This is a genomic window from Neptunicella plasticusilytica, from assembly GCF_047922965.1.
GTDB classification, from domain to species: Bacteria; Pseudomonadota; Gammaproteobacteria; order Enterobacterales; family Alteromonadaceae; genus Neptunicella; species Neptunicella plasticusilytica.
In genome coordinates this window covers 777,963-790,727 of the sequence record NZ_CP150481.1, presented here as the reverse complement: position 1 = coordinate 790,727, position 12,765 = coordinate 777,963, and the positions used below count along the sequence as shown (strand labels likewise).

Annotated in this window: 9 protein-coding genes; 2 read left to right on the top strand and 7 right to left on the bottom strand. The window is 47.4% G+C overall.

Translation table 11 applies throughout. The features are described from left to right. Window positions 1-286: 286 nt before the first annotated feature. Window positions 287-2,203 carry a serine hydrolase domain-containing protein gene (locus V1467_RS03550; protein WP_416307428.1) on the bottom strand — a complete coding sequence of 639 codons (1,917 nt, stop codon included), beginning with the start codon at window positions 2,201-2,203 and terminating at the stop codon, window positions 287-289. A 78-nt stretch (window positions 2,204-2,281) separates the two neighbouring features. Further along, on the bottom strand, window positions 2,282-3,826 hold the full coding sequence (locus V1467_RS03545) for an amidohydrolase family protein (protein WP_416307427.1): 1,545 nt from the start codon (window positions 3,824-3,826) through the stop codon (window positions 2,282-2,284). 248 nt (window positions 3,827-4,074) lie between these two features. On the opposite strand from V1467_RS03545, the gene V1467_RS03540 reads away from it, so the two are divergent. Beyond that, a complete protein-coding gene (locus tag V1467_RS03540) occupies window positions 4,075-4,761 on the top strand; it encodes a GntR family transcriptional regulator (protein ID WP_416307426.1) in 687 nt (228 codons plus the stop codon). Between the two features lie 26 nt (window positions 4,762-4,787). Here the strand turns inward: V1467_RS03540 and V1467_RS03535 are convergent, their stop codons facing one another. The 4 genes from V1467_RS03535 to V1467_RS03520 form a co-directional block, all read right to left on the bottom strand. Beyond that, window positions 4,788-5,897 (bottom strand): hypothetical protein, encoded by a 1,110-nt coding sequence (locus V1467_RS03535; RefSeq protein ID WP_416307425.1) that lies wholly within the window; start codon window positions 5,895-5,897, stop codon window positions 4,788-4,790. A gap of 53 nt (window positions 5,898-5,950) precedes the next feature. After that, on the bottom strand, window positions 5,951-6,976 hold the full coding sequence (locus V1467_RS03530) for a DUF1611 domain-containing protein (protein WP_416307424.1): 1,026 nt from the start codon (window positions 6,974-6,976) through the stop codon (window positions 5,951-5,953). A 136-nt stretch (window positions 6,977-7,112) separates the two neighbouring features. After that, a complete protein-coding gene (locus tag V1467_RS03525) occupies window positions 7,113-9,359 on the bottom strand; it encodes a TonB-dependent receptor (protein WP_416307423.1) in 2,247 nt (748 codons plus the stop codon). 302 nt (window positions 9,360-9,661) lie between these two features. After that, window positions 9,662-10,126, bottom strand: coding sequence for an ester cyclase (locus V1467_RS03520; protein WP_416307422.1), 465 nt, complete (start codon window positions 10,124-10,126; stop codon window positions 9,662-9,664). A 195-nt stretch (window positions 10,127-10,321) separates the two neighbouring features. Between V1467_RS03520 and V1467_RS03515 the strand changes: the two genes are divergently transcribed. Then, the gene (locus tag V1467_RS03515; RefSeq protein ID WP_416307421.1) at window positions 10,322-11,626 is read left to right on the top strand and encodes a glycoside hydrolase family 2 TIM barrel-domain containing protein; all 1,305 of its coding nucleotides are present in this window, start codon (window positions 10,322-10,324) and stop codon (window positions 11,624-11,626) included. Window positions 11,627-11,691: 65 nt separating this feature from the next. Here the strand turns inward: V1467_RS03515 and yghU are convergent, their stop codons facing one another. Then, the gene (gene yghU / locus V1467_RS03510; RefSeq protein WP_416307420.1) at window positions 11,692-12,531 is read right to left on the bottom strand and encodes a glutathione-dependent disulfide-bond oxidoreductase; all 840 of its coding nucleotides are present in this window, start codon (window positions 12,529-12,531) and stop codon (window positions 11,692-11,694) included. Window positions 12,532-12,765: the final 234 nt, after the last annotated feature.

Below are 12,765 nucleotides of genomic sequence, written 5' to 3'. Positions count from 1 at the left end.
TTCATCATTCAGACGCTTGGAAATGCTTCACAGCATGATTGGCTGGACAGCAAGCTGGTTATACTTTAACCACAACAACGCACCACTGTACAGCCTTTTTTTAATTTAAAGCTGTGTTAATTTATTTTTTATTCAGCCATATCATCGAAAATCGTTTTATCGAGCTAACAATGTCGCAGCTCAAATCCCACCATTGACACAAAAAATAATGCCGGTCATTGACCGGCATCACGCTCTGGAGATGGATACCGGCTTTAAACAGCAGGTATCCTTTTGTAGACGAGGATTAGTATTTATATCCAATCAGATTGTAGTAGTTCATCAGAAACAGGAAGATGACCACCAATACTGTTACCAACGTATAGGCGACTCTTCTCTTGGTATTCCATTCTCCTCTAGCCCAAGCCGTGTAAGTCACATAAACAAGCGGGATAGAAACAAGCAGCGATACTAGCAACAGGGTTAACGCAATAGGCACCATAACCCAAGCAGCAGCTGAACTGGCAAACAGGCTTTGGTAGTTAATCGCAAAGGCGATGGCATAGAACACCAAAAAGAACAGATTCAGTCCACTGACCACGGATAACAGGCGTGGCAACATCAGCTGGGATTTAGATATATCCGCATGTTTTTTGCGTTGCCTGAAAGCACTCACCAGAATGGAAATAAACGCAATGGCACAGATAGCCAGAAAAATCTGATGGGTGCTGGGACTTTCAAAAAAGCCCAATTTAGTGGCGTGCATAAAAGGCAGCAAATAAATTTCATCGGCTACGCCATTTTTATCCAGATTAAAGGTCACTTTGCTAAAATCAGGTGAATTGAAATCTGTGCTGACAAAAAGATGGTCATTCACCTGAGCAAACCGACCACCTAATGGCTTAATCAGAATAGTATTATCTTCACCCGCCGATACACTCAGCGTGCCGCCCATCAAACCGGCAGACTTGGTAAAGTCACTGGATGAATGACGCATAAACTGATATTCACCCACATAGTTTTGCACTTTGCTGGCAAAATTGTCCGGTGACTTGGGAACATCAACCTGTTTGGTGAAATATTCATCCAGCAGTGAGGTGATCACGATATTGCGGGTTTCACCGGTATCTGCGGTATTAAACGACATAAAAATACCGAAATTTTGTTCCGGTAGCAGATACATATCGGAGTGGAAATATAATAAGTCTCCACCGTGGCCGATCATGTCTAAACCTTTATAGCTGGTTTGATAAAATCCGTAAGCCATCGCGTGGCCACCAAAGTTTTTTGAATACAGACTGCTGTGCATTTTTTTAGCGGTATCGGCTTGCAAAATACTGACGCCGTTGTAACTGCCGTTATTCAGGTGGGCCAGCATAAATTTGGCCATATCAGCCGCTGTCGATGATGACGATCCTGCTGGTGCCAGCATATGCACCATTTCAAATTTTTCCTGATGATAAGTTTCGCTATCCGGGTCATAGGTATAACCATTAGACATATTATCTATCAAGTTAGCCGGCAGCGGTTCGCGGAACGTCGTGCTATTCATTCCCAATGGCTGGAAGATATTTTTCTCCACATATTCGTCAAATGACATGCCCGACACATTGGCCACAATCAAACCGGCAATCGCCACAGCGTGATTGGAGTACGATGAATTCTGACCGACAGGGCGTACCCTTTCCGGCAAGGTGTTAGCGATAAAATCAGCCGTCGGAACCAGCTCTTTCTCATCAAACACAATCATATTGATGAATTTTTCTTCGAATCCGGCAGTATGGGTAAGCAAATCAACTACTTTAACCGGCTTCTCGAAGGTAGCTGGGATCTGGAACTGGGTCAGATAGGTATTGGCATCGGCATTGAGGTCAATTTTACCTTGCTCAACCAGCTGCATGACGGCGGTATAGGTAAAGAGTTTCGACGTTGAACCGGGCCGAAACATTGTAGTTTCACCACTGACTGGCACCTTATTTTTAACGTCGGCATAGCCATAGCCTTTCGCCATCAGCACTTGGCCATCTTTAACAATGGCGATAGTGCCACCGGCGATATGGCTATTTTTCAGCTGTGCGTTAACCAGACCATCGATAAATGATTCAAGGCCCGGCATTGGCTCGGTGGTGCCGCTGTCCTGCGGTTGTGCAACCGCGTATACGCTTAGTCCAGCAAGCGCACAAAGCACCTGTGAAATAGTTCGAAAGAAAGCAAAGCGCTTCATGTTGTGACTCCTTTATTATTATTAAATGAAAACGGGACGTATGCAGCTATTCGCAGCGCGCTCCACTTCCGGTTGAAGTTAGTGCTTTACCGGATTACGAATTGCTTTACCGGGCATAACACTGGTATCCAGCTCGCCGCTTTTCACGAGCATGACACCGCTGACCAGCACATACTGATACCCCGTTGAGGTCTGCGCCGGTTTTGCAAAGGTTGCGTTATCGGCAACTGTCGCAGGATCGAAAATAACAATATCCGCATCTGCGCCCGGCTGAATACGGCCTTTGTTGCGCATTTGTGGGATACTGTCTTGTAAAATTCTGGCCGGGCCATAGCTCAGGCGGGCAATGGCCTGAGACATACTGATCAACTTGCGTTCTCGCACATAAATGCGCAAAAAACGTGAAAAGGTACCGGCACTGCGCGGATGACTCCAGGCTTTGACCGGCAAGGGCCATTCACCGCTGGCAACCGGATGACCGTCGACCAGCCACGGCATGCCGTCGGAAGCAATCACTCCGTCATCAAATAACACGGCATCATCCAGATAATGTTGATCCTCGGGATTGCTGGTATCAAGCAAATGAATAACCACTTCTGTACCGGGCTCGTCTTTTTGCAAATGAGTCAGTTCATCTTCGCTTAACCGCTTGCCGTTTAAATCAAAATTGTGTGCACTGATGCCACCGACTTTCTCACGCCAGTTAGGGCCACGAAATAATGCCGAACCCACGCTGGTGGAACCGGCACCGTAAGGATAAGCCTCGGTACTGATATCCACGCCGCGTTGTTGTGCCTGTTTTATCATCGGACCGATTAGGGCGATATCACGCAAACTGATCGAATTGAGATGAACGATATGGGCATGTACGCCGGTGCTGGCCGCGACACCAACAATCTCGGACATGGCTTCAAACGAGCTGCCCGGTTCAAGCATGGATAAAAAGCGGGCATGAGTGTAGGTGGGCATGCCAGCATCGGCAGCCAATTTGGATACCTGATAATATTCCTTGTAACCGCTGCCTGGAGCATAACCGAGTAGAAAGCCAACTCCCAGACCACCTTGATCCAGCCCTTGCTGGACGGCGGCTAAAATCTGTTTTAACTGTGCGCTACTGGCAGGCTGTTGTTGCCAGTCCAGCTTGTCCATATTCTGTTCAAACCATTGTGTACCATCTTCCGGCAAATCTTTAACGAAGGCGGCAATCCGGGCGTTAGCCCAATTTACCGAAGCCCCATAATTAATCGCCCTACCTTCAGTGGCTGCCCGATGATAAAACTGATCCACCGGCAAGGCGCCCGACTCGAGTTCCAGAGCCGTTGTCACCCCATCCAGGGCCTGCACACGACCGGCAACCAGACTTTGACCATGTGCGTGCATATCAATAAAACCGGGACTGACAACCATACCTTTAGCATCGATCACTTTGTCGGCGGTAATAGCCTGTTCGGTAACCAGCACAATTTTGTCAGCGTTTATTGCAACGTTGCGCACTCCGTCCAGACCGCTTTCAGGGTCAATAACCCGACCACCGATAACGGCAATATCGTAGGAACTGGCCATTGACATCAGCGGCCACAGAGTAAGAGCAGCGATCCAAACTTGCTTTGTTAGGTATGACATTTGTTCACCATTAAAACCTGCCGATACAACCAGGCAGTGATATTACTGAGTTAAATGACCCGTTTGGCTCATCTGAAATAAACCATGTTTTATCTGAACTGGTTATACTTTAATCACAACAGATCGCATTTGTACAGCCATTTTTTAAAATAAAACAGTCTTAATTTGATTTTATGCCGATTTTACCTCTTGTATATTGCGAATGAGTGGGTTACAAAATACACATTGCCAAAATTTGAGGAGAGCCAATGGCCAAGGGAGCTACAAAAAGCAATGATGCTATTGATGCATACGATATCGTTATGGACGCGATTGTGACGCAAAAGCTTACACCCAGTCAGAAAGTGTCCGAAAATATATTAAGCGATATGTTTGGCATCAGCCGGACCGTGGCAAGGAACTTGATTGAAAGGCTGATTGCCCAGCAATTTCTGGTATCGCTGTCTCCGCGGGTAACGCAAGTTGCACCATTGACCTTGCTGGAAATAAAGCAAAACTTTACCTTACGTAAAATCCTGCTACCCGAAATTATCTCGTTATCAGGTGCTAAAGTAGACTTTGATCACATTAACGCGTTGCACGAGAAGATCCAGAATTCGTTACCGATCAAAGATGACCTGTCAGCGCTGGAGATACTCAAGACCAACAAACAGCTTAACCTGGCTCTGTGCACACCAGCCGGTTATCCACTGGTGGATGACTGGGCCCGTCAGTTGGAAGACACTGCCATGCGTATATATTGGCTGTATGTGAAAACCAAAAAGTCGTTTCCCTATTCCAGCAAGCAACAAAGCATTATTCTGGACGTAATCAAAAGTGACGAACCGAAAAAAATCTACTCGGTAGTTCAGGAGATGATTTTACAAACCGAAGAGCGCATTTTGAATGCAATCTTCTCCCACGAGCAATTCTACACTCAGGACTTGCTGGTCTAATCCCTAGCGCGCACCGGAATATCAGTCTAGCTTCTGATAATCCGGTACAGCCCCAACGTCAGTAACGGCACAATCACTATCGCGATAAAAGCGTAGGACAGCATGCCATACCCCTGTGCAATCAGGCCGATAATACCCACGCTGTCAGCCAGGAATACCGCAATTGCCAAAATACCTACCGCGAGGCCAAAACGTAAGCTGTTGGGGAAAGGTTGTTGCCGTTCGATAAACACGCTGGCGACCCGCTCGTTGATGGCGTGAATAATCCCCGCCCCCGTCTCAATAAAGGTGCCGAACAGGATGATCTGAAACACAATAAAGAACCACACGGCGTTCAATCCCTGCAACAACGACGTTATTGGTACCGGCACTTCAATAATTTGCGGATACTGGGCCAGCATAGCAATAAACACAAAAACGCCGGGTACAATACCGATCACCCCCGCCAACAATCCCGAACTGATAGCCTCCTGTCGGGTTTGCAAGTGAGGTAATACGAACAACACCGCTGCCAATGCATTGAGGTTATAAGCCGCGTAGCGCAAGCCGTCGAGATGCCAGGCGCCGATAATCTCCTCGCTGGCCAACGCTGCGGAAATATCGTCACCAAACACATTTAATGCCCACACCAGAAAAATCGCATAGACCAGATAAAGTAATAGCGACCAGAAAGCCAGCACACCTTCAATCGCCTTGCTGCCAAAATAAGCCAGACTACCCACGGTAATCAACAACACAAAGGTACCGATAATGCCCGGTATGCCCAGCGCAGCCGAAACCATTTCGGCTGCCGCAGAACCCAGCACAGCCAGCACCAGCAAGGCAATCAGCAAATAGATAATTTCAAACAACGGCCATGCCCGGCCTAACAATTGGCGGAAAAAAGTACGGTAGTTATAACTTTTGGTCAGGCGTGCAAATTCAAACGCCACGGCCAGCACCAAACCCCAGGCAATACAGGCAACGGCCATCCCCAGTAATCCACCTAAAGGACCATGGATCAGAAAAAACTCGGCTATTTCGCGCCCGGTGCCATAACCCCCGCCTACAATCACCGACTGGAAGACCAAACCGGGAACCAGGTAGCGGCGAACAAGATGATTTGCGTTGAGTAGACCTAATCCGGCTTTGGCCATGTTGACTCCTGTTTAGGGCGTGTTGATTGTTACATACAACACGGCTAATGGCGTTAATTCAGCGTGAGTATTTTATCCACCAGGGCATTACAACCATCAAGTATCGGATCAATGCAGGGTAGCTCAAGCTCTTCCGATAGCTGTTGTAAATAGGCTTGCCTTGCTTCTACTGTTAACTTTGACGTATTGACACAGACACCGATACACACAACATCCGGATTAGTAATACGTGCGCAGTCCAAATTTAACTGAATACATTGCTTGACCGACGGCAATCGATAGTCAGCACAAGAGCTGACAAATTCGCGGCTGGCGTCGTGGCAAACCACAATAGCATCAGGTTGTGAACCATGCAGCAGTCCTAGACTGACACCGGAATAAGAAGGGTTAAACAGCGAGCCCTGACCTTCGATAATGTCCCAGTGGTCATCACGATTATCCGGTGAAATCACTTCGGCGGCGCCACTGATAAAATCAGCAATCACCGAATCGACCGGAATACCGCTACCGGCGATCATCAATCCGGTTTGGCCTGTGGCCCGAAACGTCGCCGCCATACCCCGCTCGTTCATGGCTTTTGATAAGGCCAACGCTGAGTATTTCTTGCCTACCGCACAGTCGGTGCCAACCATTAATACCCTTTTACCCGACCGCTTGCGGCCATTGCCGATAGGTAAAGTAGCGGGTGCTCTGCGTACATTGATTAATTTCACCCCGGCTTGTTTGGCAGAATCAGCTAAACCGGGAATATCGGCTAAATCGGTATGCAATCCACTGACAATATCCAAACCGGCCAATGCCGCCTTATTCAATAACGGTGCCCACTGTTGGCTCATTGCGCCGCCTACCAGAGCGACTCCTATCACCAGACTTTTGGCGCCTGCCTCTACAGCTTGTTCAATATTTAAATCGGGGACTCCCAAATCCACTCCGGTATCACTGGTGCGATACTGGCCCACTACCATGTCGGGGCACCATTGCACTAATCCGGCTCCCGTTTTGGCGCTCATTAAATCGGCCACATCACCAAGGAAAATAAGATAGGGAGGAGATAATTTAATTGTTGTAACTTGATTCATATACACATTCTCTGCCGGAGCCGTTGCATTTTGTTGTGGGCAAAACGCAACGAGTCGAAAAATGAACTATCGAAAACACCCGTCTCCATGCACAGGCCGTTGTTACCCGGCCCGGCGATGGGACTTTCCAATCGAGTTAAAATGAATAAGTCAGACTGGCACCTACTGTTCTGGGTTGCAGCGGAATCCCCGTTATATTGAAAGTGTCCGTTCCCGGCACTGCTCTGGCGGTATAGCCGCTATAAGCTTCTTTGTTAAGCAGGTTATTGATATAGAAATTAAGCTGGATACTTTCCCATTCAAGCCCCGCATTCAGATCAACCATCAATATCTTATCACTATCAATATTGACCAGCGGGTTAGTCTCATCGCCGTTAACAAAACTGGAGGGCGAACTACCGGTATAACGGAAACCTCCACCAACCCAGGCATCGGTTCCATTAGCTAATTCAAAATCATAACGGCCAACGGATGTCGCCCGCCATCTGGGTACACCGGCTAAATCAGCACCTTTTAGTCCATATAGTTGTGGCTCATCCTCATTTAGAGTACTACGTGAATACGCCACTGACGTCGTCACACTAAAGCCATTACCGGGATTAATGGTAAATGCGCCTTCAAAACCGTAAGCCGTCACACCGTCTTTAGCATTACCTTCGGTACCCAAGCCGTTAAAATAAACTTGCGACTGGAAATTATCCCAGGTGATGTACCATAAACTGGTGTCATAGCTAAACCAGCGATTATCCATATCGCCTTTTACCCCGACCTCATAACTCCACATGTCGTCCTGTTCTATTGTTGGTTGCGATAGCAGTACGCCCGTTACCGGATCAATCAATGATAAGTTCGACGACGCCGGACGATAGCCGCTGGCGATACGAGCATAAAAAGACGTGTCTTTGTTGGGTCGGTAACGGGTGGTCAGCAAATAGGTTTGAATATCTGCCTTGGCGGTTTCCAGTTGCTCATCAGACGTTTGTAGCAACAGGCCATCCTGAATAAAGCGTAATGCTAGTTCAGTTTTGGCTAAACGCACACCGGCCGTCACGTCAAACTCGGGCGTCACGTAATAGGTCAGGTTACCAAAAGCCGCAACCTCTTCATATTCACTGGGAAAGGATGCAATCAAACCGACAATATTGGTTGGCAATCCGATTAATGATTGCTGGTTATTGGTCGACTCATCAGCGGCATATAAACCCGCAATCCACTCAAACTTGTCGTTATTTTTTGAGGTCAAGCGCGCTTCATGCACCTGCTTTTCCGAATAAATATCGTAGGTGACGGGTGCCGAAGTCGTGGTACCGGGAGGATTGCCTGCCAACAGATCCAGATAGGGGCCGTAAATCTGGGTGTAGTCAACACTGCGCACAACCTCGTATTCAACATCGCTGGTGGTCACATCCAGAGTCGCACCGCTAAACTCATAGGTCATACTGGCCGATAGCATGGTATTTTCCATCTCGTCGCTACCAAAAGAATCGTCACCTTTGAGCTTGCCATAAGCTTCATCTTTATCCAGCGAGGCAATTCTGACTGCCGATCCCATGCCAAAGGAAGACTTTTGCTTGAGCCCCTTGATTCTGAAACTTAAATCTTCGGATGCTTCATAAAACAGGTCAGCAGAATAACCATAGTTCTCCGAGTCATTGGCGTCTTCGCGCAACACTTCCCCCGTAGCCGGATCAACCTGATCCACATATCCTGCATCATCCGAGGAGAATCCTGACAACGTCAGTCCCAGCTTATCTTCAACGATGGGGAAACTGTAAAAACCACGATACTGTTTGTTAACGCCGCCGTCCTTGATAGTCGAAATATCTGCGGTAATGCTGCCGCGTGAATCAAACAGTGCAGGTTCTTTACTGATATAACGGATGGCTCCACTAATCGCTGTGGCACCAAATAAGGTACCTTGAGGTCCCTTAATTAACTCAACCCGTTCAACATCACCCAGCAATCCGTCAAAAAACAATGTGCCGCCTTCGGCAAAGCCGCTATTACTGGTCATAGGCACATCATCTACATAGATGGCTGTCACAGCAGTTGAACCGGTTTGACTGACACCACGGGCTGCAATCGAACCTCGTCCTCGTTGACCATTGCCGCGATCAATATTGAAACCGGCGGTATAATCAATAATATCGCCTATCGAGCTCAATCCGGTATTAAGAAATGATTCGGGATTTACTGCCGTTACCGAGGCGGGTACATCCTGAATGGTCTGAATCCTTCTCGACGACGTCACAGTGATTTGCTCAAACTTTTCGGCGTCCGGATCTTCAGCGCTATCTTCCGCCGCGTAGGTCATGGAACTTAGAGGCAAGACGACAGCTGACATCGCCGCTAACAACCAATATTTATTCGTATGCTCTGACACAATTATTCCCCTTGAATTTTTTTAGTTTTAGATGGAATGCCTATTATCGAGAATGCCAATGGCCAAAAAGGTCGTACAAATTCTGACAATTCTGCTTACACTTTAACCACACATTTTTTCACTGTACAGTCTTTTTTTAAAATAAGGCTGAATTAAATTATTTTTAGTCAGCTAATAATTTAATGGAAGCTTAAACAGAACAGAAAACCCGCTAGAAGAAAAATAGCCAAGCTTGTCCATAGCAATAGTAAGCAAATGTATCTTGGCAACTAGAGGCTATTTATTTTTCATATTCACCACTGCTAGCGACATTGATATCGGAAATCGAGCGAGGGTATGACCATGAGAGCCTGTTCGCGGGCCCGCTCTTCAATAATTTTACCATTCACAATATGAAAGCGGATGGTTCCCCCGGTAAAGCGTAATTTGAGTCCGGAGTTTGCTTGCGGCACTCCGACAACAGGATCATCAAACGCAGCACCAGTGTGAGTGGCAAGACCATCCCAGCGACCAATCACGTAGTCCCCTTCGGCAATCAATTCACCCACTGGCCAAAAATGCAGATCCGGATAGGCGGCGCGGAAATGCTGCATAAACTGGCGCACCTGATCACGCCCTTTGAGCATCGAACGCTTGGGGTAATCCACTACCACCTCATCAGCGAGTAAATCGTCAATCACCGACAGATCAGCAGGATTGCCCCAAAACCGGCTGAACCAGGTTTCCACCAAGGTTTTATTGCTGTTGTACTTGGCAAGTTGTGACATAAGTCTTCCTTTACAGTTAAGAATTCATGAAAATCTGCCATGAATGCTAAAACCTCAAGTTAGGTTAAGGTCAACAGGTAATTGGTTGAACTCGAAAATATTTTGCATCGGTAGTCACTTACGAGCTAATGTAAGCGCTATCATTTTATATTTAACAAATAACTATTTGTTATTTGCAGCAGGAATAACCTACTTATGCCTATTATTTCGCGAAGCTTTCTGGTCAGTTTGTCATTGTTATTACTACCGGCCTGCCAACAACAGATAGTCCAACAACACAGTGATCATCCGGTTAAAAGTCGTCTGGTACAGGAAAATGGCCAGTACCAAATTTATCGCAACGATCAGCCCTACTTTATTAAAGGCGGTGGCGGCAGCGGCGATATGGCGCTGCTAAAAGCGTCTGGCGGCAACTCAGTGCGTACCTGGAGTACCGATAACGCGCAGCAAGTACTGGATAGTGCCCAGGCCAACGGTTTAACCGTGATGATGGGTTTACGGCTGGGGCATGAACGTCATGGTTTTGATTACGATGATGCCGCTGCGGTCGCCGCGCAAAAAGAACAGGTTCGCCAGCAAGTACTCAAATACAAAGATCATCCGGCCTTGCTAGTTTGGGGTATAGGCAACGAAGTCGACTTGTTCTATACCAATACCAATGTCTGGTACGCCATCGAAGATATCGCCCAGATGATCAAACAGCTGGATCCCAATCATCTGGTTACCACGGTTACCGCCGGTATTGATAAAGCCAAAACCGAACTGATTATGCAACGGGTTCCCAGCATCGATTATTTAAGTATTAATACCTACGGCGGACTCGAAGCCTTACCGCAACAACTACTGGATTATGGCTATAAGGGTGCATATTCGGTCACTGAATGGGGACCAACCGGCCACTGGGAAGTCGCCAAAACCGACTGGGATGTACCGATAGAGCAAACCAGTAGCGAAAAAGCCGCTTCCTATCGCAGCCGTTATCAAGGTGGCGTGCTGGGAGCGCCCCAAAGAGCCTTAGGCTCCTATGCTTTTTTATGGGGGCAAAAACAGGAAACCACCCCAACCTGGTATGGCGTATTTACCGAACAGGGTTACCCGAATGAAATTGTCGACAGCCTACAATACTTGTGGACAGGAGAATGGCCAGCCAATCGCGCCCCATCCATCGATGACTACCGCATCAATGAACAACATGCGATTGACAGTATTCATCTGCAACCAGACAGCCAAAATCAGGCCAGGGTAGATATTATTGATCACGGCAATGACAAATTAACTGTCAGTTGGGAGATCCTGCCAGAAAGCACCGATATTAAAGCAGGTGGCGATCCGGAAGCACGTCCCGAACCTTTAACGGGTCTATTCAATCGCCAGGATAGTGACGGCAACCTCTCTTTTACCGCTCCCGCCCAATCCGGTGCGTACCGGTTATTTGTGACGATCCGCAGTGAGGATAATAAAGTCGCCAACGCCAATATTCCGTTTTATGTGAATAAATAGCGGCTGTTAACGACAAAAAAGCCACCTGAATTGCAGGTGGCGGCTTTATTAACGGAGCTACAGAATCAGTCCAGATCAGCTGCCTGATGACGTTCAGGTACCTGTTCTTCTTCTTCGCCCCAGGTCCGATTAACCTTCACCCCTCGCTTCACAGCAGGTCTTTGATCAATATCGTTGGCCCAGCGTAAAACGTTTTTATATTCATGCACCTGTAAAAACTCCGCCGCTTCATAGGCTCTATTCAATGCGACTTGGCCGTACCAGGACCAGATTGCAATATCAGCAATGGTATAGCTATCACCGGCAATATACTGATTATTGGCAAGCTGCTTATCCAGCACATCCAGTTGGCGTTTTACCTCCATGGTGTAACGGTCAATCGGATACTGATATTTCTCCGGCGCGTACTTATAGAAGTGCCCAAATCCGCCGCCTAAAAACGGCGCGCTACCCATTTGCCAGAATAACCAGTTCAGGCACTCGGTGCGGCCGGCATGATCAACTGGAATAAAGGCGTCAAACTTGTCCGCAAGATATAGCAGGATAGAGCCTGATTCGAAAATTCGCGTTTCGGGGGTCGTGGTCGTGTCGATCAAGGCCGGGATTTTAGAGTTCGGGTTAATGTTGACAAATCCACTGCCAAACTGGTCGCCATCTCCGATCCTGATCGGGTAGGCGTCGTATTCGGCATCACTAAAACCCGCTGCCAGCAACTCCTCAAACATAATAGAAACTTTCACCCCATTAGGCGTTGCCAGAGAATGCAACTGGAAAGGATGTTTGCCTCGAGGCAATTCTTTGTCAAAACGCGGTCCGGCGGTGGGCCGATTAATACTGGCAAATTCGCCACCATTTTCTGCGTCAAATGACCAGACTTTGGGGGGGGTGTAAGTTGGGTCGGACATATTAAATCTCCTTAGCTAGTGGGCATTAATTTACTAATTGGGGCATGTTGGTTAAATACAAGCCTGTTATTAGCCTCTGCTAATTTAATCGCGCAGTTATTAGTTGACGAGCATAACAAGGACTGAAAAGAAAATTCTTTAACCAGCTAATATGCTTAACGATATGCGACCAATGCCACTTATCACGGGTTAAATAGCGCTGGTAATCTATACAGAACAAAGTTAGAATGAACG

Excerpts from the sequence above, each read along its gene's own strand:
- V1467_RS03550 (WP_416307428.1), bottom strand. The coding sequence starts at position 2,203 with ATGAAGCGCTTTGCTTTCTTTCGAACTATTTCACAGGTGCTTTGTGCG.
- V1467_RS03545 (WP_416307427.1), bottom strand. The coding sequence starts at position 3,826 with ATGTCATACCTAACAAAGCAAGTTTGGATCGCTGCTCTTACTCTGTGG.
- V1467_RS03540 (WP_416307426.1), top strand. The coding sequence starts at position 4,075 with ATGGCCAAGGGAGCTACAAAAAGCAATGATGCTATTGATGCATACGAT.
- V1467_RS03535 (WP_416307425.1), bottom strand. The coding sequence starts at position 5,897 with ATGGCCAAAGCCGGATTAGGTCTACTCAACGCAAATCATCTTGTTCGC.
- V1467_RS03530 (WP_416307424.1), bottom strand. The coding sequence starts at position 6,976 with ATGAATCAAGTTACAACAATTAAATTATCTCCTCCCTATCTTATTTTC.
- V1467_RS03520 (WP_416307422.1), bottom strand. The coding sequence starts at position 10,126 with ATGTCACAACTTGCCAAGTACAACAGCAATAAAACCTTGGTGGAAACC.
- V1467_RS03515 (WP_416307421.1), top strand. The coding sequence starts at position 10,322 with ATGCCTATTATTTCGCGAAGCTTTCTGGTCAGTTTGTCATTGTTATTA.
- yghU (WP_416307420.1), bottom strand. The coding sequence starts at position 12,531 with ATGTCCGACCCAACTTACACCCCCCCCAAAGTCTGGTCATTTGACGCA.